Origin of the sequence: Bradyrhizobium sp. NBAIM01 (genome assembly GCF_020194115.1) — a bacterium.
In the GTDB taxonomy this organism is placed as follows: Bacteria; Pseudomonadota; Alphaproteobacteria; order Rhizobiales; family Xanthobacteraceae; genus Bradyrhizobium; species Bradyrhizobium yuanmingense.
In genome coordinates this window covers 225,901-252,561 of the sequence record NZ_JADYVU010000003.1, presented here as the reverse complement: position 1 = coordinate 252,561, position 26,661 = coordinate 225,901, and the positions used below count along the sequence as shown (strand labels likewise).

The 26,661-nt window shown below is 64.8% G+C and carries 20 protein-coding genes; 10 read left to right on the top strand and 10 right to left on the bottom strand.

Annotation, left to right across the window (positions count from 1 at the left end; genetic code table 11):
* Positions 1–25 precede the first annotated feature (25 nt).
* The 4 genes from I6F31_RS11985 (at position 26) to I6F31_RS11970 (ending at position 4,701) form a co-directional block, all read left to right on the top strand.
* Positions 26–1,414, top strand: coding sequence for a surface carbohydrate biosynthesis protein (locus I6F31_RS11985; RefSeq protein ID WP_225185443.1), 1,389 nt, complete (start codon positions 26–28; stop codon positions 1,412–1,414).
* 4 nt (positions 1,415–1,418) lie between these two features.
* Positions 1,419–2,822, top strand: a complete 1,404-nt coding sequence (locus tag I6F31_RS11980) for a capsule biosynthesis protein (protein WP_225185442.1) — start codon at positions 1,419–1,421, stop codon at positions 2,820–2,822.
* An 11-nt stretch (positions 2,823–2,833) separates the two neighbouring features.
* Positions 2,834–3,583, top strand: coding sequence for a glycosyltransferase family 2 protein (locus tag I6F31_RS11975; RefSeq protein ID WP_036007432.1), 750 nt, complete (start codon positions 2,834–2,836; stop codon positions 3,581–3,583).
* Between the two features lie 155 nt (positions 3,584–3,738).
* Positions 3,739–4,701 carry a UDP-glucuronic acid decarboxylase family protein gene (locus I6F31_RS11970; RefSeq protein WP_036007439.1) on the top strand — a complete coding sequence of 321 codons (963 nt, stop codon included), beginning with the start codon at positions 3,739–3,741 and terminating at the stop codon, positions 4,699–4,701.
* Positions 4,702–4,820: 119 nt separating this feature from the next.
* On the opposite strand, the gene I6F31_RS11965 is transcribed toward I6F31_RS11970, so the two are convergent.
* Positions 4,821–7,766, bottom strand: coding sequence for a M10 family metallopeptidase C-terminal domain-containing protein (locus I6F31_RS11965; RefSeq protein ID WP_225185441.1), 2,946 nt, complete (start codon positions 7,764–7,766; stop codon positions 4,821–4,823).
* 196 nt (positions 7,767–7,962) lie between these two features.
* On the opposite strand from I6F31_RS11965, the gene I6F31_RS11960 reads away from it, so the two are divergent.
* Positions 7,963–8,265, top strand: a complete 303-nt coding sequence (locus I6F31_RS11960) for a hypothetical protein (protein ID WP_225185647.1) — start codon at positions 7,963–7,965, stop codon at positions 8,263–8,265.
* 118 nt (positions 8,266–8,383) lie between these two features.
* Positions 8,384–9,577: a CoA transferase gene (locus I6F31_RS11955; protein ID WP_225152443.1), complete on the top strand. Its 1,194-nt coding sequence runs from the start codon at positions 8,384–8,386 to the stop codon at positions 9,575–9,577.
* A gap of 87 nt (positions 9,578–9,664) precedes the next feature.
* Here I6F31_RS11955 and I6F31_RS11950 read toward each other — a convergent pair whose 3' ends face one another.
* The 7 genes from I6F31_RS11950 to I6F31_RS11920 all read right to left on the bottom strand — a co-directional run bounded on the left by I6F31_RS11950 (position 9,665) and on the right by I6F31_RS11920 (position 17,521).
* Positions 9,665–10,531 (bottom strand): outer membrane protein, encoded by an 867-nt coding sequence (locus tag I6F31_RS11950; protein ID WP_036007452.1) that lies wholly within the window; start codon positions 10,529–10,531, stop codon positions 9,665–9,667.
* Between the two features lie 169 nt (positions 10,532–10,700).
* Complete coding sequence (locus I6F31_RS11945; RefSeq protein WP_225185440.1) at positions 10,701–12,218, bottom strand: tripartite tricarboxylate transporter permease; 1,518 nt, start codon at positions 12,216–12,218, stop codon at positions 10,701–10,703.
* Between the two features lie 15 nt (positions 12,219–12,233).
* On the bottom strand, positions 12,234–12,776 hold the full coding sequence (locus tag I6F31_RS11940) for a tripartite tricarboxylate transporter TctB family protein (protein ID WP_225152441.1): 543 nt from the start codon (positions 12,774–12,776) through the stop codon (positions 12,234–12,236).
* 213 nt (positions 12,777–12,989) lie between these two features.
* Positions 12,990–13,964 (bottom strand): tripartite tricarboxylate transporter substrate-binding protein, encoded by a 975-nt coding sequence (locus I6F31_RS11935; RefSeq protein WP_225152439.1) that lies wholly within the window; start codon positions 13,962–13,964, stop codon positions 12,990–12,992.
* Positions 13,965–14,118: 154 nt separating this feature from the next.
* The gene (locus I6F31_RS11930; protein ID WP_225152437.1) at positions 14,119–14,916 is read right to left on the bottom strand and encodes an enoyl-CoA hydratase/isomerase family protein; all 798 of its coding nucleotides are present in this window, start codon (positions 14,914–14,916) and stop codon (positions 14,119–14,121) included.
* A gap of 55 nt (positions 14,917–14,971) precedes the next feature.
* The gene (locus I6F31_RS11925; protein ID WP_225185439.1) at positions 14,972–16,171 is read right to left on the bottom strand and encodes an aminotransferase class V-fold PLP-dependent enzyme; all 1,200 of its coding nucleotides are present in this window, start codon (positions 16,169–16,171) and stop codon (positions 14,972–14,974) included.
* A gap of 147 nt (positions 16,172–16,318) precedes the next feature.
* A complete protein-coding gene (locus I6F31_RS11920) occupies positions 16,319–17,521 on the bottom strand; it encodes an alanine--glyoxylate aminotransferase family protein (RefSeq protein WP_225185438.1) in 1,203 nt (400 codons plus the stop codon).
* 133 nt (positions 17,522–17,654) lie between these two features.
* Between I6F31_RS11920 and I6F31_RS11915 the strand changes: the two genes are divergently transcribed.
* From I6F31_RS11915 to I6F31_RS11905, 3 genes are all read left to right on the top strand, one after another.
* On the top strand, positions 17,655–18,401 hold the full coding sequence (locus I6F31_RS11915; RefSeq protein WP_036007520.1) for a GntR family transcriptional regulator: 747 nt from the start codon (positions 17,655–17,657) through the stop codon (positions 18,399–18,401).
* A gap of 103 nt (positions 18,402–18,504) precedes the next feature.
* Positions 18,505–21,480: an FAD-binding and (Fe-S)-binding domain-containing protein gene (locus I6F31_RS11910; protein ID WP_225148171.1), complete on the top strand. Its 2,976-nt coding sequence runs from the start codon at positions 18,505–18,507 to the stop codon at positions 21,478–21,480.
* Positions 21,473–21,901, top strand: coding sequence for a heme-binding protein (locus I6F31_RS11905; protein WP_109143030.1), 429 nt, complete (start codon positions 21,473–21,475; stop codon positions 21,899–21,901). The genes I6F31_RS11910 and I6F31_RS11905 overlap by 8 nt, the downstream gene beginning before the upstream one ends.
* A 212-nt stretch (positions 21,902–22,113) precedes the next feature.
* Here the strand turns inward: I6F31_RS11905 and I6F31_RS11900 are convergent, their stop codons facing one another.
* Entirely contained in the window at positions 22,114–22,896 is a 783-nt protein-coding gene (locus I6F31_RS11900; protein WP_036007523.1) for an enoyl-CoA hydratase/isomerase family protein, read from the bottom strand.
* Positions 22,897–23,062: 166 nt separating this feature from the next.
* On the opposite strand from I6F31_RS11900, the gene I6F31_RS11895 reads away from it, so the two are divergent.
* A complete protein-coding gene (locus tag I6F31_RS11895; protein ID WP_225148170.1) occupies positions 23,063–24,442 on the top strand; it encodes a caspase family protein in 1,380 nt (459 codons plus the stop codon).
* Here the strand turns inward: I6F31_RS11895 and I6F31_RS11890 are convergent.
* Complete coding sequence (locus I6F31_RS11890; protein ID WP_225175198.1) at positions 24,415–26,541, bottom strand: molybdopterin oxidoreductase family protein; 2,127 nt, start codon at positions 26,539–26,541, stop codon at positions 24,415–24,417. The genes I6F31_RS11895 and I6F31_RS11890 overlap by 28 nt on opposite strands.
* Between the last annotated feature and the right edge of the window lie 120 nt (positions 26,542–26,661).

The following is a 26,661-nucleotide window of genomic DNA, read 5'->3' as shown; positions in this document are numbered from 1 at the left end:
CGCGGATCTGCCGGGAGCTCACATCTTGCGCATAGGCCTGGTGGTCGATCACCCCAAGCGTGACCTGCCTGGGGCAGTCATGCTCGCTTATCAACTCGCGCGGCGCGGCGTCTCCGTCATGCTGGTGCCGATGTACGAGCAGGCCGTCGACGTTCCGCGGCTCGGGCTGGACGCACTGGTCGTCAACTACGCACGTGCCGTCAATCTCGACCTGATGCGCAGCTTCGCCAAGGCGGGCCTCGCGCTTTACGTGCTCGATACCGAGGGCGGCGTGCTCGCCGAGAAAGGCGGCAATTCGCCACCGGCGATGGCGGCCCACATCAAGGGCAGCGGCTACGCGGACATCCTGACGGGCTATTTCTTCTGGGGCAGCCAGCTGCACGACGCCTTTCTCGCCGCCGAAACGATGAAGCCGGAGCAGCTTCACCTTACCGGATGCCCGCGCTTCGACTTTGCAGCCCCACGCTGGCGCACGCTGCTCGACGGCGAGCCGCGCGGCTACCTGCTCGTCAACGCCAACTTTCCGCTGGTCAATTCACGCTTCACCGGCAGGCCGGGCGGCGAGCGCGAAGCGATGGTGCGGGCCGGCTGGGACGGCACCTATGTCGATCGCTTCATCGCGGACCTGAAGCAGGTCTTCGCGAGCTATCTCGGCGAGATCGACCGGCTTGCCGCAGCGCGCCCCGACCGCAACATTCTCGTGCGACCGCACCCCTTCGAGAGCGAAGACGTCTACCGCAGCGCGCTCTCGCGCCACGCCAACGTCCTGATCGACGGCACCGGCAGCGTGCTCGACCGCATCCGCAATGCGGCCGCCGTCATTCATCTCAATTGTGGAACGGCCGTGGAATCGGTCCTGCTCGGCAAGCTCCCGCTCCAGCTCGAATACCTGAACACGCCAACGACCGCCGGCCATGCCGCGCTGCCCGCACGCGTGAGCCGGCCGGTCGCCTCGTTCGACGAGCTGCTTAGCGCCATCGACCATATCGAGCGCGAGACCGAGGCCTTCGATTTCGCCCGCGTTCACGCCGCCGATATCGAGGCATTCTTTCACCTGAACGACGGGCAAGCCGCCGAACGCGTCGCCGACGTCCTGACGCGCGCGCTGAACGCGCGCCGGCCCTACGTATCGCTGCTTGCCACCATGAAGGGCACGCGCGACAAGCCGAGCATCGGCCAGATCATCAAGGGCGCCGCCAGCGCGGCGCTCGGCTCGGCCGTCACCGAGCGGCTGCGCAGCCAGTTCAATCCGGCCCGTCGCGACAAGCGGATCGCACCGTCCATCGTCCAGCCTCTGCTTCAGCGCATCGCCGCGCACGATCAGGCGAGCCCGTCGCAATATACGGCAAGGCGCGCACATTGCGCGATGACGGGCTTGCCGCTCGCGAGCATTGCGATCGAACACGCCCAATAGAGCCATGACAGCATCTGCGAAGACCATTCTCATCACCACGCTTGCCGAATACCAGACGCGGTTCTGGATTCCGGTGGCGCAACGCTTGCGCGCGACAGGCCATGACGTGGAGCTGCTTGCCTTCGACGATCGCAGTGCCGAGATGTCCGTAGCCGAGGGCGTGCCGGTCACAAACATGTATCGCGAAGGCCTCAAGGCCGGCCCCTCGCCCGACGATCGCGGCGCCTTCGATACGCGCGTCGCATCTTACGGGTTGGACGGAACGAACTTCCTGTTCAGCCATGAGCGCTTCACCTTCGGGATCCGCGATAGCGCCGCCTTGCGCCGCCGCTTCATGATCTACGCCAACGCGATGGAGACGGTGCTCGACCGGCTGGAGCGGCAAGGCAAGCACGCGGAGCTGGTGCAGGAGCTCGGCGGCTTTCTCTCGGTGATCGCGAGCTTCTACGCCGCAAGGCGCCGCAACATCCGCAACTGGTTCATCGAGCCGTCGTTCTTTCGCGGCCGCATGTATTTCACGCCCGACACGCTCGGCGCGCCCGACGTGATGCCGACGCCGGCGGACACGGTTTCATCCGAGGTCCGCGCCTATCTCGACGACACGCTGACGCAGCGCGCGATCGTCATTCCCAAGAAGGACCAGCATCATTATTCGGCGGCCTTCAAGAAGGTCGTCAATTTGCGCAACGCCAATCGTCTCGTCGAAAAGCTCTGGGACCAGTTCGCGCTCGGCAAGCACCAGGAATTCGGGCACAATCTGCGTCACGCTCAGGTGCATGCCGCGATGGCGCTTAACGCGACGCGGTTGCGCAAGCTCTACCAGCCGCTTCCCCAAACGCCCTTCGTCTACTATCCGTTCCACGTTCCGGCAGATATGGCGCTGACGCTTCGCTCGCCGGACTATCTCGACCAGGTCGCGACCGTCGACTTCCTGCTGCGCACGATCCCGGATTCGCATGTGCTGGTGGTGAAGGAGCATCCTGCCCAGATCGGGGCAATCTCGGCCGCCCGCCTGTTCGAGCTCGCGCACCGGTTCGACAATTTCGTGCTGTTGCCGCCGCAGACCAACAATTACACGGTGCTCGATCGCGCCGCTGCCGTCGTCTCCGTCAACAGCAAGTCGGGCGCCGAAGCGCTACTGCTCGGCAAGCCGGTGGTGGTGATGGGCGACGCATTCTACCGCTCCTGTCCGCTGGTCTATGCGGTCGATCGTCTGGCCGACGTACCCGCACGGTTGCGCGCGGCGCTCGCCGCCGGGCCGTTCGATCCCGCCAAGGGCGCGCCCTATTTCGAGTCGGCCTGGCGACGGTCTTATCCGGGCGAGCTCTATGTCAGCGACACCAAGCTGCTCGACACCTTTGCGGCCTCCTTGCGTACCGCAATCGCCGCGCCTGACCGCGCGAACTGAACGGACCCGTCATGCCGCTCGTTTCGATCATCACTCCATCCTGGAACGTCGAAGGCCTGATCGAGGAGACGATCCGCTCGGTGCAGAGCCAGACATTCACAGATTGGGAGCTCTTGATCGCCGACGACTGCTCGACGGACAAGACCCCGCAAATCATCGCCGGCATCGGCGAGCGCGATCCGCGCGTCAAGCTGATCCGGCAGGCGAAGAATGGCGGCCCGGCGCTGGCGCGACAGGCCGCGATCGACCAGGCGAAGGGCCGCTATCTCGCCTTCCTCGACAGCGACGATCTGTGGCTGCCCGAGAAGCTCGAGCGGCAGCTCGCCTTCGCAAAGGCAAAGCAGGCCGCACTCAGCTACACCGCCTTTCGCCGCATCAACGACACCAACACGGTGACTGGCCGGCTGATCGAGGTGCCGGCCTCGCTCGCCTATGGGCAGCTCCTGAAGAACACTGCGATCGCGACGCTGACCGCGATGGTCGACCGCGAGATCGCAGGTCCCGTCGCTATGAAGAACGAGGGCTACGACGATTTCTGCCTGTGGCTCTCGATCCTCAAGCGCGGCCATACCGCACACGGCCTCAACGAGGATCTGGCCCGTTACCGGGTCAGAGGCTCCTCGGTCTCCAGTCGTCCGCTGCGCTCGGCCAAATGGGTCTGGCAAATCTATCGCAACGTCGAGCAGCTCTCCTTGCCCCGGTCCGCCTGGTGCTTTGCCCATTGGGGGGCGCGGGCCTGGCTGAAACGGCGGGAATTCTAGAGGTATGGCGGGACCCGGCTGGAAAGAAATGCCAAAACAACCCATGCACAGTAGGGGTGCTATAACACCTCCATCCAAACCCATTTCGCTATTGGCGAGTCCGGCCGTTGCCGATACCACTCAGCCTGCTCCCCGCGGACAATCTGGAACCGATCATGCCGTTTGAAAACTACAGGAACAGCCGCATCCTCGTGACCGGGGGCGCCGGGTTCATCGGTTCGCACCTCTGCGAGCGGCTGCTGGATGCCGGCGCCGAGGTGGTGTCCGCGGACAATTATTTCACCGGCAGCCGACGCAACATCGCCCATCTGATCGCAAATCCGCTGTTCGAGGCGGTCCGGCACGACGTCACCTTCCCGCTCTACATCGAGGTCGATGCGATCTTCAACCTGGCCTGTCCGGCCTCACCGATCCACTACCAGCGCGATCCCGTGCAGACCACCAAGACCTCGGTGCACGGCGCCATCAACATGCTGGGACTCGCCAAGCGCCTCAAGGCGCGCATCTTCCAGGCTTCGACCAGCGAGGTCTATGGCGATCCGCTGATCCACCCGCAGACCGAGGATTACTGGGGCAACGTCAACCCGATCGGCATCCGTTCCTGCTACGACGAGGGCAAGCGCTGCGCCGAAACGCTGTTCTTCGACTACTGGCGCCAGCACAGCCTGCCGATCAAGGTCGCGCGCATCTTCAACACCTACGGCCCGCGCATGCAGCCAAATGACGGTCGCGTGGTCTCGTCCTTCATCGTCCAGGCGCTGAAGGGCGAGCCGATCAGCGTGTTCGGCGACGGCGGCCAGACCCGCTCGTTCTGCTATGTCGACGATCTCGTCGAGGCCATCATGCGGTTGATGGTGACTGGGGAAGACGTCACCGGCCCGATCAATCTCGGCAACAATTCCGAGTTCACGATTCGCGAGCTCGCCGAAAAGGTCATCGAGCTCACCGGCTCGCGCTCCAAGCTCGAGTTCAAGCCGCTGCCGCAGGACGACCCGCGTCAGCGCCAGCCCGACCTCGCCAAGGCGAAGGCCGTGCTGAACTGGGAGCCGAAGGTTGCGCTCGAAGACGGGCTGAAGGAGACGATCGCTTACTTCAAGCACTCGCTCGAAATCGCCTGATCCCGCTCGCGGGCCATTCCCGTCACTGCGGATAGCTGCAATTTAGTCGCCAGGATGGGACATCGGCGAACCAAGACAGAGATGTTTGCCGGAGAAGCCTCACGGAAACGACATCGCCTTCAGGTCAGCTGGAAATCGAAATCGTGACGGGCCTGGAGAAAGTCGGCCAGAATGTCGATTGCAGCCGTACCGTGACTGTCCGCCGGTGAAGTCCACTGATCCGACGCGGTCCACGGATCGGCTGGTGCCGGGATAAAGTCCGGCGGCTCGGATGGAGCAGTCAGCGACGCCCCGCTTTGGGTGAAATCGAACGCGAAACCATCGCCGGATGTCGGCGCAGCGCCCACCGTGCCGTCGCCGTTGAGGTCCTGCTGGAGCGTCGGCTCCAACGCTTTCAGAGACGGATCGGACCCGAGCACTTCCGGAGCCGCGGCAAGGGTGGTCAGGAAGTTGCCGTTCGCGTCCGTGCTCCAGACGGAATAATGGGCGTTCGCCGAGTTCTTCCAGACCACGTCGTAGCCACCGCCCGACACCTTCTCGGCGCCGATCACCGACCAGGTGCCCCAGTTCGCTGTGATCACCGCAGAGCCTGCATACTTCAAGGTCGGCCCGGTACCCGTCGCGATGCTCTCGAGATGGTAGTTGCCGGTAGATGAAACAACGCGCGTCGATCCAAACGCCTCGATCGTGGTGCTGACGGCAGCAGCGACGCCGATCGTCCCGTCACCGTTCAGATCTTGCTGCAGCGTCGGCTCCAGCGTCATCAGCGATGGATCGGTTCCCAGCATTTGGGGGGCCGAACCCAGCGTGGTCAGGAAGTTGCCGTTGCTGTCCGTGCTCCAGACGGAATATTGCCCGCCTGCCGAATCCTTCCAGACCACGTCATAGCTGCCGCCCGACACCTGCTCGGCGCCGATCACCGACCAGGTGCCCCAGTTCGCTGCGATTACCGCAGAGCCGGCATATTTCAAGGTCGGCCCCGTACCCGTGGCGATGCTCTCGAGATGGTAGTTGCCGCCGGATGAAACCAGACGCGTCGATCCAAGCGCCTCGATTGTGGCGGTGACGGCAGCAGGGACGCCGATCAGACCGTCACCATTCAGATCTTGCTGCAGCGACGGCTCGAGTGTCTTCAGGGACGGATCGGTTCCCGACATTTGGGGGGCCGAACCCAGCGTGGTCAGGAAGTTGCCGTTGCTGTCCGTGCTCCACACGGAATATTGCCCGCTCGCTGAATCCTTCCAGACCACGTCATAGCCGCCGCCCGACACCTGCTCGGCGCCGATCACCGACCAGGTGCCCCAGTTCGCTGCGATCACCGCAGCGCCCGCATATTTCAAGGTCGGCCCCGTACCCGTCGCGATGCTCTCGAGATGGTAGTTGCCGCCGGATGAAACGAGGCGCGTCGATCCAAGCGCCTCGATCGTGACGGCAACAGGGAAGCCGATCAGACCGTCACCGTTCAGATCTTGCTGCAGCGTCGGCTCGAGCGCCTTCAGGGATGGATCGGTACCCAGCATTTGGGAGGCCGAACCCAGCGTGGTCACGAAGTTGCCGTTGCTGTCCGTGCTCCACACGGAGTATTGCCCGGTGGCCCCTTCCTTCCAGACCACGTCATAGCCGCCGCCTGACACCTTCTCGGCGCCGATCACGGACCAGGTACCCCAATTCGCTGCGATCACCGCAGAGCCCGCATATTTCAAGGTCGGTCCGGTACCCGTCGCGATGTTCTCGAGATGATAGTTGCCGCCGGAGAGAACGAGACGCGTCGATCCAAGCGCCTCGATCGTGGTTGTCACCAAGCCGGAACTTGCGAAGGTACCATCGGTGAATTGGAAGTACTCCACACCCACGGCAGTGTCGGTGCCGTCGGGCAAGCCGGAACGTTGATCGACGATCGTGAATGTCTGCGTCGCCACGTCGTACGAAATCAGGTAGTTGGCCCGGCTGCCCGAATATACCGCCGTGTCCGTGCCGGTGCCGCCATTGATACTATCGTTGCCCGCACCGCCCGTGATGGTGTCGTTGCCGCCGGCGCCGTTCAGCGTGTTGGCGACGACGTTGCCGATGATCGCGTCGTTGCCGGACCCGCCGATGGAGTTGTCGATGTAGGAGCGCGCGTCGCCGTTGTAGAGATAGGCGTTGTAGACGTTGCCCGATGCATAATGGCCATTGCCGAGATAGGCCAGCTGCACGGAGGAGAACACCGACGAGGCGCCGGGATTGAGGTTGATGCTCAGGTTGGTCGTGTAGTTGGACAGGTCGTAGGTATCGACGCCGCCGCCGTCCCAGACGGTCTCGTAGATGCGATTGGCCGAGCCGCCGACGCCGCCGCCCGGCGCGAGCTGCCCGACGCCATTGATGAACTGCTGCCCCGTGGTCGGATTCCAGGTGTAGACGGTGTTGCTGCTCTGCGTCGTGTAATCGGCGCCGTACATCGTCTGGAGCGCGAGGATATCGTTCGCCATGTAGGTCTGCGAATATCCGTAGGCTTCGTTGGTGTAGCCGCCCGTGGTCGAAGCGCCGACATAGCTGCGATAGCTCATGACGGTGTATTCGCTGCTGTCATGCGCGCTCGGCACCGCAACGTTACCGGGGCCGCCGGCCTCCTGGCTGTGCTTGAGGCCGATCGCGTGTCCGAGCTCGTGCAGCGCAGTGGTGAAGTAGTAATTGCCGAGCTTGGCCAGCGAGAAATTGTATTGAGTCCCGAACCAGATGTCGCCGCCGGGTGCATAATTGCCGGGATAGTAGGCGTAGGCGGTCGGATTGGCGGCCGACGACTGCGCGATCATGAGGTCGGCGCCGTTGGTGCCCGCATATTGGATGTTGGCGTTGGTGTAGCTCAGGATCAATCCGACGGCGTAGTTGATCGCCGCCTGGATCTGCGTGGGCACCGAGGCAAAGCCCGAGGTGGTTGGCTCGCCGCTGCCGCCGGAATAAGGATTCGAATAGTCGCTCGGCGCGTCAGGAAAGCTGTAGGTGATCGTGCCCGACCATTTGACGCCGGACAGCAGGCCGTCAATCTCGGCATTGTTGGTGGCACTGACATAAACGGCGGTGGCCAATGGACTCTCCAAGCAACGCGTCGTGTGATTCGCCGCGGGGGCACATGATTCTAGCTAGAGAGTTAAACGTTTGGTTTAAATGGGGCAGCGGCGTTTGCGCTGCTCCCATAAGGCCGTGTTAGCCATTAAATCCCGTAGTCATACGGAACGGCAGCATAGAGTTTCGTTCCCGGAACACCGTGATTTGCAGGGTTTCATGAAACGACGCACACTCCCGGCCAGCCTGTTTGGCGCCTTGATTGCGCTTGCTGGACTGTCCCATCAACCTCTCGGAGGACTGCCCGTGATGGTGGAGAAGGCCAAGGCAGACGACAGCAGCAAGGCAGGGCGCGCGCCCTCCATGCCGATGGCGCGAGATCCTGCCGCTGCGGTGGCAGAGGAATATGAAGCTGCCCGCCGGAAGGGAACGCGGGAGGCCCTTGAACTCTTCATTGCGCGCCATGGCGATGATCCCCTTGCCGCGCAGGCGCGGGCCGAATTGAAGCGCCTGTCGCGCTGATCTCGCAGACAGCGCCTCAGGCAAGGCATTTCAGCAGGCGGCATCGGCGCCGGCCCGGCTTGTCGCGTGATCTCTGGGCACTATGGTAGGCGCCCAATCTGTCCCGGAGCCTTTCACGATGCCCTTCCCGCATGCCTCGGAAGCCCTGTCGCGCTTCACCGTGCTCGATCTGACCCGTGTCCGCTCCGGGCCGACCTGCGTGCGGCAGCTCGCCGACTGGGGCGCCAACGTCGTCAAGATCGACGCGCTGACCGAGGATGCCGGCGGCGAGCAGCCGGGCGGGCCGCGGCGCGGTTCCGACTTTCAGAATTTGCACCGCAACAAGCGGGCAATGACGCTGAACCTGAAGGACGAGCGCGGGCTCGCGGTGTTCAAGCGCCTCGCCGTCAAGGCCGACGTCGTGGTCGAGAATTTCCGGCCCGACGTGAAGAAGAAGCTCGGCATCGACTACGACAGCCTCGCCGCGATCAACCCGCGCATCGTCTATGGCAGCATCTCCGGCTTCGGCCAGGACGGCCCCTACCACAAGCGGCCGGGCTTCGATCAGATCGCGCAAGGCATGGGCGGGCTGATGTCGATCACCGGCGCGCCGGGCGAAGGCCCGATGCGGGTCGGCATCCCCGTCGCCGACCTCAGTGCCGGTCTGTTTTGCGCGATGGGCATCCTCACCGCCCTGCTCGAGCGCGAGGTCTCGGGCAAGGGCCAGTGGGTGCAGACCTCGCTGCTGCAGGCCCAGATCTTCATGCTCGACTTCCAGGCCGCGCGCTGGCTGATGGAGAAGGAGGTCGCCAAGCAGGCCGGCAACAACCATCCGACCAGCATTCCGACCGGCGTGTTCAAGACCTCCGACGGCTACATCAACATCGCCACCACGGGCGGGCGGATCTGGGAGCGCTGTGCGCAGGCGATCGGCGCGCCGGAGCTCTACACTCATCCCGACTATGCGACGGCTCCCGCCCGCTCCAGGAATCGCGATGCGCTCAACGCCGAGATCGAGAAGCGCACCGTGACGAAGTCGACCGAGACCTGGGTCCGCGAACTCAACGAGGCCGGCGTGCCCTGCGGGCCGATCTACGCCATCGACCAGATGTTCGAGGACGCGCAGGTCAGGCATCTCGGCATTGCGCAGGACGTGCCGAACGATGAAGGCCGGGATATCCGCCTGGTCGGCCAGCCCGTGACGCTGTCGCGCACGCCGAGCAGGATGGTGGCGCGGCCGCCGGAATTCGGCGAGCAGACCGACGAAGTGCTGAAGGAGTTCGGCTTCGGCGCGGACGAGATCGCAGGGCTCAGAGACGCGAAGGTGGTGTGAATCTCGCGCGCCCCGTCTGCAACGACAAAGCCCGGCGCGAGCCGGGCTTTGCTTCTTATTGACGCCTTCTTGATCTCAGTACTTCGCTTAGTACTTCGCGACCACCGGGCCACCAAATTGATAGTTGATGCCGGCGCGCAGGATGTGGTCGGTGAAGCGGGAGGAAGCACTGGCCGCAATCGTGGGCAACGGCGCCAGCGAGAACGGACCTGACGAGAACCGGCCGAGATCCACATAGAGATATTCGAGCTTGGCGCTCCAGTTCTGAGTGATCTTGCCTTCCACACCCGCACCCACGGTCCAGCCGACGCGGGTATCCGACGAAGAGCTGGTCGAGGCGACCGCGACACCAGCCGGCGTGAAGCCGGAGATGGTGCCCGTGGTCTTGATCTCGCCGAAGGCCACGCCGCCGGTGCCATAGAACAGCACTTTCGGTGTCGCCAGAAAGCCGACGCGGCCGCGCACCGTGCCGAACCATTGCAGATGCTGGTCGAGCGTCAGAGTGGTGCCGACAGCAGCGCCGGGGGGCAGAAAGGTCAGGCCCGGAAGACAGGCGCCGCCTGCAATGCTGGTGGGGGCGCAGTTGAAGCCGGCGCGGCCCTTCTCGTCCGACCAATTCAGGTCGCCCTCGATGCCGAACACCCAATTCGTGCTCTGCCAGTTGTAGCCGGCCTGGCCACCGGCGACGGCACCGTTCATGTCGAACGAGGCGCTGGTGACGGATCCGGCCGGCGGCACGATCACCGCACCGGTCGCCGTGTTGGTGTAGGTGACGTCGGTGCGCGAACGGCCCCAGCTGTAGCCGCCGTTGGCGCCGACATAGAAGCCCGTCCAGCTCCAGACCGGATCGACCATAGGCGCCTTGACATACGGCTTTGCCGCGAGATCGGCGGCCAGCGCGCCCGTGGCAAACAGCGACATCGCAGCCGCCATTCCAATCACTATCCGCTTCATGGAGAATTCCCCCTTGCACGATCTTGTGATCGAAATATACGCGCATCCTCACCCAAGAGCTGTGCCGCCGCGGCAACATTCGGAAACAATCGGAGGTCGCGCTGGCATCCCGACTAGAAAGCTACCTTCGACATAAGCTATTGATTTCATAGAATATTTCTCCACCATCCTAAGGCGATGTCGCCCTGGTCCCATGCGTCAACCCGACACGGGCGAGGAGATTGTCGATCACCGGCCAGAACAGCAGCAGAATCGCCAGGGTCGTGATCGAGCCGACCAGGCCGTTCGACCAGAACACCTTCAGGGTGCCGCCGGAGCCGATCATCGACAGGCGGAAGGCATCCTCGGCACGGTTGCCGAGCACGAGCGCCAGGGTGAACGGCGCCAGCGGAATGCCGATCTTCTTGAAGACGTAACCGACCACGCCGAAGCCCAGCATCAGCCAGATGTCGAACATCGCGTTCTGGATGGCATAGGCGCCGATCGCGCAGGACACCACGATCATCGGCGCCACCGCCGCGAACGGCACGCGCAGGATCGAGGCGAAGATCGGCACCGTCGTCAGCACCAGCACGAGGCCGACGACGTTGCCGAGATACATCGAGGCGATCAGGCCCCAGACGAAATCCTTGTGCTCGACGAACAGCAGCGGCCCCGGATTGAGACCCCACACCATCAGCCCGCCGAGCAGAATCGCGGCCGTGCCCGAGCCGGGAATGCCGAGCGCCAGCATCGGCAGCAGCGCCGAGGTGCCGGAGGCATGCGCCGCCGTCTCCGGCGCGAACACGCCTTCGATGCGGCCCTTGCTGAAGCCCTCGGGCTCCTTGGCGAAGCGCTTTGCCAGATTGTAGCCCATGAAGGAGGCCGCGATCGCACCGCCAGGGGTGATGCCGAGCCAGCAACCGATGAAAGAGGAGCGCAGCAGCGTCACCCAGTATTTCGGCAGATCCTTCCAGACGCCGAGCACGACGCGCAGCGAGATGCTAGCCGCATGCCCGCGCAGCGCAAGGCGCTCCTCCATCGTCAGCAGGATCTCGCTGATGCCGAACAGGCCGATGACGGCGACCAGGAAGTTGATGCCGCGCAAGAGCTCCGGCGAGCCGAAGGTCATGCGCAGACTGCCGGACACCGTATCCATGCCGATGCCGGCCAGCAGCAGGCCCAGCGACATCGAGATGACGGTCTTGTGCTTGGCTTCGCGCCCGAGGCCGACGAAGGAGCAGAAGGTGAGGAGATACACCGCGAAGAACTCGGGCGGGCCGAATTTCAGCGCAAAGGACGAGATCATCGGCGCGAGGAAGGTGATCAGGAGCACCGCGACCAGCGAGCCGACGAAGGAGGAGGTGAACGCCGCAGTCAGCGCCTCCGCCGCCCTGCCCTGCTGCGCCATCGGATAGCCGTCGAACGTGGTCGCGACCGACCAGGCTTCGCCCGGGATGTTGAACAGGATCGAGGTGATGGCACCGCCGAACAAGGCGCCCCAATAGATGCAGGACAGCATCACGATGGCCGAGGTCGGGTCCATCGTGAAGGTCAGCGGCAACAGGATCGCAACGCCGTTGGGGCCGCCGAGCCCGGGCAGCACGCCGACGAAGATGCCGAGCACCAGCCCGACCATCATCAGCACGAGCGTCTTCCACGTCAGCAGGACGGCAAAGCCGTGGAGCAGGAGACCGAGAGCTTCCATCGCGCGCGGCTCCGCCTAGCGGCCGAGGGCCGCTTCGAGCGGCCCCTTCGGCATGATGACGTCGAACGCGACATCGAAGGTAATGAACATGATGGCCGTGAACGCAAACGCAGTGAGCAGCGACTTCCACAGCGCGATCCGGCCGACCAGCCGCATGAAGCCCGCGATCAGGAGAAAGCTCGCGACATACAGGCCGAGGAACTGCGTCGCCAGACAGAACAGCGACGTCGGCACGAACACCGCCAGCACGCGCCGGCCTTGCGCACGCGTGACGAAGGTTCCGGGCGAGACGCGCCGCGCCAGCAGCGCGGCGATCAGACCGTAGAGGCTGCCGCCGGCGAGAATGACGGACAGATAGAATGGGAAATAGCCGGGCTCCGGCCCGGTCGCATCCCAGGACGCGCCGGTGCGCCAATTGTCGTAGCCGAGCGTGACCGCGAGCGCGAGCAGCAGCAGGCAGACGACGATCTCGATCGTGCCGGAAGAGACGACGGAAGGGGAATCGTCTTCGGGCGCGGTGGGATCCTCGACGACGATTTCGATATCGGTTTGGGACATGGGCTCAGATGCGAGGCTGGAGATTGTGCATCTCTCCCCGTGCTTACGGGGAGAGGCAGAGGCCGAATCTGTGGCCGTTTTCTAGAACGCCGAAGCGAAGCTTTGGCTACGGCAAAGCGCCGGGTGAGAGGCTCTCTCCACGAGCTCAACTCGTGGAGAGAGCCCCTCACCCTGCCCTCTCCCCGTCAGAACAGGGCGAGGGAGAAGAGAGAGCTACTTCGCGACGAAGCCGGCTTCCGTCATCAGCGACTTGTTCAGCGCATCGTCCTCCTCGAGGAACTGCACCATGTCCTTGCCGGAGAGGAAGATCGGCTTCAAGGCCTGCTTCTCCATGTAGTCCTTGTACTCCGCGGTCTGCGTCACCTTGTGGAACAGATCGACGTAGAACGCCTGCTGCTCCGGCGTGACCTTGCCGGGCAGGAACATCGCGCGCAGCATCAGATATTGCACGTCGACGCCCTCCTCCTTGCAGGTCGGGATGTCGGCCCAGGACTGGGTGTCGGTCACCTTGGTCGTATAGGCAATGCGCTCCCTGTCGAACACGCAGAGCGGACGCACCTGGCCGGCGCGCCAGACCTCGAGATTTTCGGATGGGTTGTTGACGTTGGCTTCGGTGTGGTTGCCGACCAGCTGGGTCGCGGCCTCGCCGCCGGATTTGTAGGGCAGATAGGAGAATTTCGCGCCGGTCTTCTGCTCCAGGAACACGGTGAGCACGTGGTCCTCGCGCTTGGAGCCGGTGCCGCCCATCTTGAACGGCGCGCTCGCAGCCTTGGCGGCCGCGACGAAGTCCTTCAACGTCTTGGGGCCCGCGCTGTTGTCCCACAGCACGAACTGGTCGAGCGCCACCACGGAGACCGGCGTCAGCTCGCGCCAGTTGAACGGGATCTTCGCCGACAGCGGCAGCATGTAGATCAGCGAATAGGCGATCAGCACCTTGTTGGGGTCGCCCTCGCTGGACTTCATGTACATCAGCGCTTCCGCGCCGGAGGCGCCGCCCTTGAGCGAGACCACCATCGGCTGCTTCATCAGATTGTTCTTCTGGATCGCGGCCTGCATCATCCGGGCCATCTGGTCGGAGGCACCACCCGCGCCCGCCGCCACCACGATCTCCACCGGTTTCGTCGGCTCCCAGGCCGCAACGGCCGGCGTGCTCAACAACAGCGCCGTCGCAGCGCCGAGGGCTTTCACTGGAATTCGCACGAGTTTCGTCCCCTGATGTTTTTGAGTTGTAGTTGCGGAAAATTCTATCCCTGCATAGTGCGGATTAATCCTGTAGAGTTCAAGCAGACGGGCAATTGCGCGCATATGACTTTCGACTGACGGAGCCGAAAGCCCGTGAGACTTATTTGCCCTTCCAGACCGGCGCCCGCTTGTTGAGGAAGGCGTCCATGCCCTCGCGGAAATCCTCGCTCATATAGGCTTTCAGGATCAGGTCCTCGCCTTCCTCGCGCGAGAGCGTGCGGCGGATGCGGCGCACCGCTTCCTTGGTCGCTTCCAGCGTCAGCGGCGCGTGGCTGGCGACGAGCTTTGCAGTCTCGTCGGCACGGCGCTGCAGCGTCTCGACGTCAGGCACGACCTCGTTGAGCAGGCCGAGCGCCAGCGCCTCCGGCGCGTCGACCAGGCGCGCCTTGAAGATCATGTCCTTGGTGCGGGCGGGACCGACCAGCGCGACGACGCGGCTGATGTTCGACATCGACAGGCAGTTGCCGAGCGTGCGCGCAATCGGAAAGCCCATCCGCGTCGTCTCGGTGCCGATGCGAAGATCGCAGCAGGCCGCGATCCCCGCGCCGCCGCCGGTGCAGGCGCCGGCGATCGCCGCGATCACCGGCACGCGGCACTGCTCGAGCGTGCCGAGCACGCGATCGATGCGCGCCTCGTAGTCGAGCGCATCCTGCGCGGTCTTGAAGGCACGGAATTGCGAGATGTCCGTGCCGGAGGCGAACGCCTTGTCGCCCGCGCCGGTCAGGATCAGCGCCTTGATCGAACGGTCGACGTTGATCTCCTGGCATATCTCCGCCATGCGGTCATACATGGCGAAGGTCATGGCGTTGCGCGCCTGCGGGCGGTTGAAGGTGATCCGCGCGATGCCGTCCGTGACGGAGTAGAGCAGGTCTTCGTTGGCAGTCGTCGGTGCGTTCATCGCGCGCTCACTTTCTTCACTACAGTTCAGTCAGGCCGCCCCGGCAACCTGAGCCTTAGGCGACTTGAACCTTGGTCATCGGCACCACGTCGCGTCCCTTCAGCACATCCATCGCCGCGAGCACGCCGCCGCTCCGGTGCGGGATCTTTGCGAGGTCGAGGCCCATCTCGACGCCTGCAAGCGTGCCCATCAGCATCAGATCGTTGAAGTGGCCGATATGACCGATGCGGAACACCTTGCCCTTGACCTTGTTCAGGCCGGTGCCGAGCGACATGTCGAAGTTTTCCAGCACGACCTTGCGGAAGGCGTCGGCATCAAAGCCCTCGGGCACGCGAACGCCGGTCAGCGCCGGAGAATGCGCGGCGGGATCGGCACACTGCGTCTCGAGGCCCCAGACCTTGACCGCAGCCCGCGTCGCGGCGCTGTGGCGCTTGTGGCGGGTCCAGACGTTCTCCAGCCCCTCCTCCTCCAGCATCTTCACCGCTTCGCGCAGGCCGTAGAGCAGGTTCGTTGCGGGCGTGTAGGGGAAGGTGCCGAGCTTGTTGAAGCTGATGACCTCCTGCCAGTCCCAGTATGAGCGCATGCCGGGGTTGGCCTTGGCGGCCGCGAGCGCTTTCTCCGAGACCGCGTTGAAGCCGAGGCCCGGCGGCAGCATCAGGCCCTTCTGCGAGCCGGCGACCGAAACGTCGATGCCCCAGGCGTCGTGCTCATATTCCATCGAGCCGAGGCCGGAGATGGTGTCGACCATCAGCAGCGCCGGATGTTTGGTGCGGTCGAGGATCTTGCGCACCTCCAGCGGCGGCGTCACGCAGCCGGTCGAGGTCTCGTTGTGCACGACGCAGACCGCCTTGATGGCGTGCTGCTTGTCGGCGGCAAGACGCTTCTCGATCTCGGCAAGATCGGCGCCATGGCGCCAGTCGCTCGGGATGAAGTCGACATCGAGCTTGAACTTGTCGGCGATGCCGCGCCACAGCACGGCGAACTGGCCGGTCTCGCACATCAAGACCTTGTCACCGGGCGCGAACACGTTGACCATCGCCGCTTCCCAGGCGCCGGTACCGGACGAGGGGAAGATGATCACGGGCTGCTTGGTGCGGAATACGCGCTGCATCGCGGCAAGCACGGCAAAACCGAGCTCGGCGAACTCCGGACCGCGATGGTCCAAAGTCGGCATATCCATCGCCCGCAGCACCCGATCGGGCACGTTGGTCGGTCCTGGAATCTGTAAGAAATGCCTTCCAGTATGCACGGTCATCGGCGTCCTTCCCGGTCTTGCCTTGGTTTGGTGGGCGCCGAATAGCACCATTTGACCGGCTTGTCCTCTCCTCCAAAGGGCCCCTCGCGCATAGCGGGCCGGCCTGCCCTCGGCCGCTCCGTCGCGACCATCTTCGCGGGCCGACCTTTACGTGCCGACGATCTTCAGATGCGGCGCGGCATTGCCCTGAGGGCGCTGCTCCAGCAGCTTCATCGCGACGTCCACGCCGCCGGCGCGGTGCGGCACGCCGGCCACCGACAGACCCATCTCGATGCCGGTGAGCGCGCCGAGCAGCGTCAGCGCGTTGCATTCGCCGAGATGGCCGATGCGGAAGACCTTGCCGGCGACCTTCGACAGGCCCGAGCCGAGCGACATGTTGTAATTGTCGAGCACGACTTTCCGGAACTGATCGGCATCATGCCCCGGAGGCATCAGCACGGCCGTGAGCACCGGCGAGAACTCCGAAGGCTCCTGGCACAGCACTTCGAGACCCCAATGGTTGACCGCGGCCCGCGTCGCGGCCGCCAAGCGCTGATGCCGCGCAAAAACATTGTCGAGCCCCTCCTCGAGCAGCATCGCGATCGCCTCGCGCAAGCCGTAGAGCAGATTGGTCGCGGGCGTATAGGGGAAGAAGCCCTTGGCGTTGGGCTTGAGCATCTCCTCCCAGTCGAAATAGGAGCGCGGCATCTTGTTGGTTCTGGACGCAGCCAAGGCCTTGTCCGAAATCGCGTTGAAGCCGAGACCGGGCGGCAGCATGAAACCCTTCTGCGAGCAGCTGACGCTGACATCGACCTTCCACTCGTCGTGACGATAGTCGACCGAGCCGAGCGAGGAGATGGTGTCGACCATCAAGAGCGCCGGATGCGAGGCGCGGTCGATCGCGGCGCGGATCTCGGCGATGCGGCTGGTCGCGCCGGTCGAGGTCTCGTTGTGCACGACCATCACCGCCTTGATGGTGCGCGCGGCGTCTTCGGAGAGCCTGGCCTCGATCACCGTGGGATCGGCGCCGCGGCGCCAGTCGCCCGGGACGAAATCAACCTCGATGCCGAAGCGCCCGGCCATCTGCCGCCACATCGTGGCGAAGTGGCCGGTTTCGACCATCAGCACCTTGTCGCCCGGCGACAGCGTGTTGACGATCGCGGCTTCCCAGGCGCCGGTCCCCGACGAGGGGAAGATCACGACCGGCCCCCTGGTCTGGAAGATCTGCTGGCTGCCTTCGAGCACGGTGCGGCCGAACTCGCCGAATTCGGCGCTGCGATGGTCGATGACAGGCATGTCCATCGCGCGCAGGACGCGCTCGGGGACCGGGCTCGGGCCCGGAATCTGTAGGAAATGGCGTCCCTGAGGCATGCAAAGCTCCCTTTCGGCGGGTTATGGCCGGCTCTGCCGGCTATTTTGCATTCATTTTTTGTCCCTTCAATCGAAATCTGGTATTCGATTGCGAGCGTCGACGCGATCAACCGGGCAAACTACTGTGCTGCAAATGAAATCCACGATTCCCGACACCGGGGTTCCGATCACCCCGTCCCCCGGCAATGGCGATCGCCAGGAAAACCGTCACGAGGCCTCGCTGCATGGCGAGATCCTGCTGCGGCTGCGCGATTACGTGGTCGAAGGCAATATTCCCGAAGGCGCGCGCGTTCCCGAGCGGCAACTCTGCGAGATGCTCGGCATCTCCCGCACGCCGTTGCGCGAGGCGCTCAAGGTGCTCGCCGCCGAGGGCCTGATCGAGCTACTGCCCAACCGCGGCGCTCGGGTGCGCCAGCTCAGCCAGCGCGATCTCGAGGAACTGTTCGACGTCATGGCAGGCCTGGAAAGCCTGGCAGGGCGCCTCGCCTGCGAAGCCATAACGGATGCGGAAATCACGGCGATCGAGCAGCTGCACTACGAGATGTACGGCCATTACCTGCATCGCGACATGCACGGCTATTTCCAGGCCAACCAGCGCATCCACGAGAGCATCGTCGATGCCGCGCGCAACGATACGCTGAAGAGTGCCTACGCCAATTTCGCCGGCCGGATCCGACGCGTCCGCTACTCCGCCAATTTCGCCCGCAAGCGGCAGCGCTGGGCGGAAGCCATGCGCGAGCACGAGGCCATCCTCGATGCGCTGCGCCGCCGCGCCGGGAGCGAGCTCAGCGACATCCTGTTCCAGCATCTGCGCAACAAACGGACGGCAGCGATCGAGCACCTGACCGAGCCCCAAGAGGGCGCGCCGGCATCGCCTTAAAGGCGCCAAGCTTGCTCATTTTGCATTCACAATATAGTCGGTCAGGAACCACAATGAATATCCCAGCAAGGCTGAGCCTCGCCGGGTCAGTCCGGGATCAGGGATGACGAACGCCTCCTCGCTCGAACGGCGCCTGCGGTCGGAATTGACCGGCGACGTGCTGTTCGACGGCTTCAGCCGCGGCCGCTACGCCACCGACGCCTCGTTCTACCAGATCATGCCGGCTGGCGTGGTGGTCCCCAAGACCATGGACGAGGCCTTGCGGGCGCTGGCGATTGCGCGCGACGAGGGGCTGAAGGTCACCCCGCGCGGCGGCGGCACCTCGCAATGCGGCCAGACCGTCAATGACGGCCTCGTGGTCGATCTCTCCAAGCACCTCAACCGGATCCTGTCGCTCGATGTCGAAGGCCGCACCTGCGTAGTCGAGCCCGGCATCGTGCTCGACGACCTCAACCGTCAGCTTAGGAAGCACGGCTTGTGGTTTCCTGTCGACGTCTCCACGGCCTCCCGCGCCACCATCGGCGGCATGGCCGGCAACAATTCCTGCGGCGGCCGCTCGCTGCGCTACGGCACCATGCGCGACAACACGCTGTCGATGGAGGCCTCGCTCGCCGACGGCACGCTGAGCCGTTTTGGCGAGGTCGCGCGCGATCTCTCCGACCTCGAGGCCGGCGACAGCACCCGCGCCCTGTTCCGCGACATGCTCGACCTTGGCACCCGCGAGGCCGACGAGATCGCCGCGCGCTTCCCAAAGGTGCAGCGGCGCGTCGGCGGCTATAATCTTGATGCGCTGGTGCCGCGCAATGCACCGAACAACATGGCGCATCTGTTGGTCGGCTCCGAAGGCACCCTCGCCTTCACCACCAAGGTCGAGCTGAAGCTTTGGCCCGTGATCCGCAACAAGGCGCTCGGCGTCTGCCATTTCGGCAGCTTCTACGAGGCGATGGATGCGGCCCAGCACCTCGTCAAGCTCAAGCCGATTGCGGTCGAGTTGGTCGACCGCACCATGATCGCGCTCGGCCGCGACATTGCGATGTTCGCACCCGTCATCTCCGCGGCGATCAAGGGCGATCCGGACGCCGTGCTGGTGGTCGAATTCGCCGAAGAGGACCAAGCCGACAACCTCGTGCGCCTCAAGCAGCTCGGTGAGCTGATGGCGGATCTCGGCTTCGGCTGGAACAACGACACGCGCAAATGGGGCGGCGTGGTCGAGATCACCGAACCCGCGCTGCAGAGCGGCATCGCCGATTTCCGCGCGGCCGGCCTCAACGTGATGATGTCGATGAAGCAGGAGGGCAAGCCGGTCTCCTTCGTCGAAGACTGCGCGGTGCCGCTGCCGCACCTCGCCGACTACACCGCGCGGCTGAACGAAGTCTTCGCCAAGCACGGCACCAGCGGCACGATGTACGCGCACGCCTCCGAAGGCTGCCTGCATGTGCGCCCCGTTCTGAACCTGAAGCTGGAGAAGGACGTCAAGGCGATGCGCGCCATCGCCGAAGAGGCCTTCGCCCTGGTGCGCGAGTACAAGGGCTCGCATTCCGGCGAGCACGGCGACGGGCTGGTGCGCTCCGAATTCCACGAGGCCATGTTCGGCGAGCGCCTCGTCGCCGACTTCAGGGAGGTGAAGCAGCGCTTCGATCCTGCCGGCCTGCTCAATCCCGGCAAGATCGTCGATGCGCCCAGGATGGACGACCGCTCGCTGTTCCGCTTCAAGCCCGACTATCGGGTCGGCGAGCTGAAGACGAAGCTCGACTGGTCGGCTTATCCCGGCGCCGGCGGCGGTTTCCAGGGCGCGGTCGAGATGTGCAACAACAACGGCGCCTGCCGCAAGCTCGAGGGCGGTGTGATGTGCCCGTCCTATCGCGCCACGCGCGACGAGAAGGACGTTACCCGCGGCCGCGCCAATACGCTGCGGCTTGCGATCTCCGGCCAGCTCGGCCCGGATGCGCTCTCTTCCGACGAGATGATGGAGACGCTCAAACTCTGCGTCTCCTGCAAGGCCTGCCGCCATGAATGCCCGACCGGCGTCGACATGGCCAAGATGAAGATCGAGGTGCTCGCGGCGCGCGCCGCCAGCCGCGGCCTGACGCTGCGCGACCGGCTGGTTGCATATCTGCCGCGCTATGCCGGCCTTGCTTCGCGCTTGGCACCGCTGGCTAATTTGCGCAACGGCAGCCCGCTGCTGCGAAAGCTGTTCGAGCGCTTCGCCGGCATCAGCGCGCGCCGGGCCCTCCCCGCCTTTCGCCGCGATGTGTTCGTGCCGCCGTCCGAAAGCGTCGGGCCTACGGACGGTCGCGAGGTCGTGCTGTTCACTGATACCTTCAACCGCATCTATGAGCGCGAGAATCTCGACGCCGCGCTGCGCGTGCTCACGGCCGGCGGCTATCGCGTGCATCTGCCAAAACTTGCGAGCGGCAACCGTCCGCTGTGCTGCGGCCGCACATTCCTGTCAGCCGGGCTCGTCGACGAAGCCAAGGTCGAGCTCGACCGGCTGGTCTCGGCTTTCGCGCCATACGCGGCGCGCGGCGTGCCGATCGTCGGCCTCGAGCCGAGCTGCCTCCTGACGCTGCGCGACGAGCTCGCTTCACTGCGCAAGGACGACGAAGCCAAGGCGGTGGGCGCCCACGCGCTGACGTTCGAGGAGTTTCTGGCGCGCGAGGCAGAGGCCGGAAGGCTGCAACTGCCGCTCGGCATCGTCGCGGACAAGGCCGTGGTGCACGGCCATTGCCATCAAAAATCCTTCGGCGCCTTCAAGCCTGTCGAGCAGGTGCTGCGCCTCATCCCAGGCCTTGAGGTTAAGACCATCGAGTCGAGCTGCTGCGGCATGGCCGGCGCCTTCGGCTATGGCGCGGACACGTATGATGCCTCGATCGAGATGGCCGAGCTGTCACTGCTGCCGGCCGTGCGGAAGGCTGACCGGAATACGCTCGTCGTCGCCGACGGCACCTCATGCCGGCACCAGATCCACGACGGCGCCCAGCGCGAAGCACTTCACGTCGCCCGCGTGCTGGCCATGAGCCTCGATCGCGCCAAATCCAACGCCACCTCTCCAGCTGCAAAGGAAACCAGCCATGGCTGATCTCACCCTCGACACCGCCCGAAAAATCCTCGAAGCCGCCTTCGCGAAAGCCGGCGAGCTCAAGCTGAAGCCGCTGGTCGTCACCATCCTGGACGCGCGCGGCGTGCTCAAGCTCGCGGCGGCGCAGGACGGAACCAGCCTGATGCGCGCCGAGATCGCGCATGGCAAGGCCTATGGCGCGCTCGCCATGGGCATGGGCTCGCGTGCTCTGTTCCAGCGCGCGCAGGAGCAGGCCTATTTCGTCGATGCCGTGAACACGATCGCGAAGGGCGCGCTGGTACCGGTCCCCGGCGGCGTGCTGATCATGGATGGCACCACCCTGCTCGGCGCGGTCGGCGTCTCCGGCGATACGTCCGACAATGACGAAGCCTGCGCGGTGGCGGGGATTCAGGCGGCGGGACTGAAGGCGAACGCGGGGTGAGATTGTCATTCCGGGGCGCGCCCCTTGGCGCGAGCCCGGAATCCATTTCTCCGCATCACTTGCTGCACGATGGATTCCGGGCTCGCGCTACGCGCGCCCCGGAATGACGGCGGAGGATGCGGCTACATTCTCGTTCGTGCCGCCCTGGGTCCCGGCTCTGCGCAGCGACGCCGACGCGTTGCGGCGCGTCCGAGATGCGAGAGCGGATCCCCTCACCTCCCCGTCCAGACCGGCTTCCGCTTCTCGCTGAACGCTTTCAACCCTTCCTTGGCGTCCTCGGTCATCGCGAGCAGTGCGATCTGGCTTTCGGTATAGGCGATGCTCTCGTCGAACGACATCGAGGCGATCGCGCGCATGGCGTATTTGCCGCGGCGGATCGCGGTCGGGGATTTGTCGACGATGCGGGCGATCAGCCAGTCAACCTTGGCATCTAACTCGGCGGCCGGCACGATGTAGTTGAGCAGGCCAGCGGCCTGCGCGGCCCTGGCGTCGAACGGCTCGCCCGTGAGCGCCCATTCGTTGACGAGACGGGGCGGAGCGATGCGCTGCAGCAGGCTCAGCACCTGCATCGGGAACACGCCGACCTTCACCTCCGGCAGGCCGAAGACGACGTGATCGGCCGCAACCGCCATGTCGGTCATGCACAGAAGGCCCATGCCGCCGGCCATGCAGACGCCACTGAGGCGCGCAATCGCCGGCTTCGTGGCGTTCTGTGACAAACGTAACAGATCGGCATAGTCGACATTTGGTTTGGAATGATCCATCGCGAAAGCCGCGCCGGAATTCTGCAAGTCGGCGCCCGCGCAGAACGCCTTGTCGCCCGCGCCCGTCAGCACGATGACGCGGACGTCCTTGTCCTCATGCGCGTCGCGATAGGCTCTTGTGATCCCGGCGATGACCTCGCCGTTCAGCGCGTTGCGTTTCTCCGGCCGGTTGATGGTGATCCAGAACGCCTGCCCGCGCTTCTCGGTGATGACGGCTGTGGTGTCGGTCATGACATGCTCGCTCGCTTGGTCCCGTTTTGCAGCCATTTGCGGCAGGACCGGCGGCGCGCGCAAGGGCAATCTGCAGGGTCGCCTCACCATAGCGTGTGGGCGCAACTTCGCTTCGCGATTGAACTGGGGCTTGCGCGCGCTATCCTGACCGGAGATTTGATCACCGATGAGCCATTTCATGCGCGCCGCATTGATGTTGTTGCTGGCAGGATTGGTCGTGCTGAGCGGCGGCGCCGCATGCCATGCGGCCGACGCCGCGAAGATCGCGCTGGTGATCGGCAACGCGAAATATCCCGACAATGAGTTCGTCCTGAGCGAGGTCGCCAACGATGCCCAGGACGTCGCCGAGGAATTGAAGCGCGGCGGCTTCGTCGTCGACAGGCAGAGCAATCTCACCGGCGATGCCATGCGGCAGGTGCTGGGCCGCTTCTACGACCGCATCGAGCGCGGCGCGGTGGCGCTGATCTTCTTCGACGGCTTTGCCATCCAGTCCAACCGTCAGACCTATCTGCTGCCGGTCGACGCCCAGATCTGGACCGAGCCGGACGTCTCGCGCGACGGCTTCGGCCTCGACGCCATCCTCGCCGAGATGAACACGCGCGGTGCCGCCATCAAGATCGCGCTGATCGACGCTTCCCGCCGCAACCCGTTCGAGCGGCGCTTCCGCCGCCATTCGGCCGGTCTGGCACCGGCGATCGCACCGAGCAATACGCTGGTGCTCTACTCCGCTGCGCTCGGCGCGGTCACGGCGACCGGCAAGACCGATCGCAGCCTCTTTGTCGCCGAGCTGCTGCGCGAAATGCGCGCGCCGAACATCAGCGCCGAGCAGGCCCTGACCAACACCAAGAATGGCGTCGTTGCCGCCACCAACCGCGAGCAAGTGCCCTGGCTGTCCTCCTCGCTGACGACGGAGTTCTCGTTCGCAAGCCCGGCGACGCGGCCGCGGGACGACGCGGCCAAGCCACAGGTGCAGACACCCGAGCCGCAAAAGCCGGTCTGCGAGGTACCGCAGGCGGAGCCCGCCCCGAATGCGGACGAACTGGCACGAGATCCCGTCATCGCCGATCTCAGCCGCAAGATCACCGCCAACGCCAACGATGTCACCTCGCGCTACAAACGCGGCCAGGTCTACGCGATCAAGCGCGCCTATGCGCTCGCGATACAGGATTTCGACGCGGTGCTCCGCCGCGCGCCCAAGGACGCGGAAGCCCTAAACAACCGCTGCTGGAGCCGGGCTGCGACGGGCGACCCGCAAGGCGCGCTCGCCGACTGCAATCTGGCGCTCCAGATCAACCCGGGCTTGAGCGATGCACTCGACAGCCGCGGGCTCGTCAACCTCAAGCTCGGGCGCAATGCCGAGGCGATCAAGGATTATACCGACGCGATCCAGCGCAACCCGCGCTCCTCGTCCTCGCTGTTCGGCCGCGGCATCGCTGCGCGCAGAAGCGGCGGCGACGGCGCCACCGATATCGCGCAGGCGAGGTCGATGAACCCGAACATTGCAAAGGAATTCGCGGGCTACGGCGTCACGGAGTGCACGCCTTGAGCTGAGGCCGCCTTCCTGATCCAGACTTTATTATCGTGGAACGCCGCGCCGCCGATCGGCGCGATCGTATCTGCGCCCGTCAACGTGTTGATGCCGCGGCCGCCGATATGATTGCTGTTGGGATGAACGGATTCGGCGATCAGGACACCGCGCCGCACGCCCTCGAACAGCGTCGCGGTCAGCGTGGTCTCGCCGCGGCCGTTGCCGAGCGTCACCGCATCGCCATCGGCGATGCCGAGCGCGGCGGCGTCGAGCGCGTGGATCATCACGCTGGCCCGGCCCTCACGCGCCTGCGAGGACGGCGTCTCGTTGAAAGTGGTGTTGAGGAAGCTGCGCGAGGGGCTGGTCGCAAGCCGGAACGGATGGGCCCGGTCGGCGTGCTCGATCACTGCCCAATGATCCGGCAGACCAGGCATCTTGTCGTAGTCGCCCATGGTGACGCCGAACGGCGGATGCGCCCAGTCGGCTTTGAAATGGAACTTGCCGTCGGCGTGGGCGAAGCCGTCGAGATAATGCGAGGTGCGGAAATCCGGCTGCAGGTCGCGCCAGATGTCGGCTTCAAGGCCGGCGATGTCGCCGTGATTGCTCAGCCTCAAGGTCGCGTCGATCAATTCGCGCGGGCTCATCTCGAAGCCCGGATGCCTGGCGCCCAGCCGCGGCGCCAGCGCCTGCAACACCTCGTGGTTGGAGCGGCATTCGCCCGGCGGGTCGATCAGCTTCGGCCCGACCGAGATGTGCTGATGGCCGCCGCCATAATAGAGGTCGTCATGCTCCATGAACATGGTCGCCGGCAGCACGATGTCGGCCATCTGCGCCGTCTCGGTCATGAACTGCTCGTGCACCGCCACGAACAGATCCTCGCGCGCAAAGCCCTGCCGGACCAGCGCCTGCTCCGGCGCCACCGTCATCGGATTGGTGTTCTGGATCAGCAACGCCTTGACCGGGCCCTTGCCCTGCAGAGCTTCGGCATCGCCGGTGAGGATACGTCCGATCTGCGACTGGTCGAGCGCGCGGGTGGTCTTGTCGATCGCGTCGTGGCCTTCGATGATGGATTCGTTGAAGTGCCACAGCGCGTAATTGTTGAAGAAGGCGCCGCCGCCTTCATACTGCCAAGCGCCGGTCACCGCGGGAATGCACAGCGCCGCATGCATCTGCGTCGCGCCGTTGCGCGAGCGGGTGAAGCCATAGCCGAGACGGAAGAAGGTCCGCTTGATCTCGCCGACGGCCTTGGCGAAAGCCTCGATCTCCGACACCGGAACGCCGCAAATCGCCGAGGCCCATTCCGGCGTGCGCGACTTCAGATGCGCCTCGAGCTCGGCGGGGCAATCGGTATACTTGTCCATGTAGGCTCGGTCGGCGTAGCCGTCGCGGAACAGGACGTGCATGACGCCGCAGGCGAAGGCGCCGTCGGTGCCGGGCCGCAGGATGATCCTGATGTCGGCCTGCTTCATGGTCTCGTTGTCGTAGATGTCGACCGCCGCGATCTTCGCGCCGCGCTCCTTGCGGGCGCGCGAGGCGTGCGTCATCACGTTGACCTGAGTGTTGACGGGATTGGTGCCCCAGATCACGACGAGATCGGACAGCGCCATCTCGCGCGGGTCGACGCCGGCGATCTTGCCGGTGCCGATTGCAAAGCCGATGCGCGCAACATTGGCACAGATGGTCTGGTAGAAGCGCGAATATTTCTTCACATGCGTGAGACGGTTGAGCCCGTCGCGCATCACGAGCCCCATCGTCCCCGCGTAGTAATAGGGCCAGATCGATTCCGCACCGAAGTCGCGCTCGGCCGCATTGAATCGGTGCCCGATCTCGTCCAGCGCCTCGTCCCAGGAGATCCGCGCGAACTGACCTGAACCCTTGGGGCCGGTGCGGCGCAGCGGATAGATCAGCCGCTCGGGATGATGGATGCGCTCGGCATAGCGGGCGACCTTGGCGCAGACGACGCCGGCGGTGTAGGTCTGCTTCTTCGAACCGCGGACGCGGCCGATGCTGCGGCCTTCGACCACCTCGACATCGAGGGCGCAGGCCGAGGGGCAATCATGCGGACAGGTCGAATGGCGGATCTCGATCTTCGCGTTGATCTTGGCGTGCTGGTTCATGTCCCACTTCGTAACACCAAAATACCGGCCAGCCGAGCGCATTTATCCGGCAAGCCCCATGCGATTTGCTCAAGCCGCGCGCGCCGGAGCTTCCTGCTGCGGTTGCGAAGGAGGCCTGCC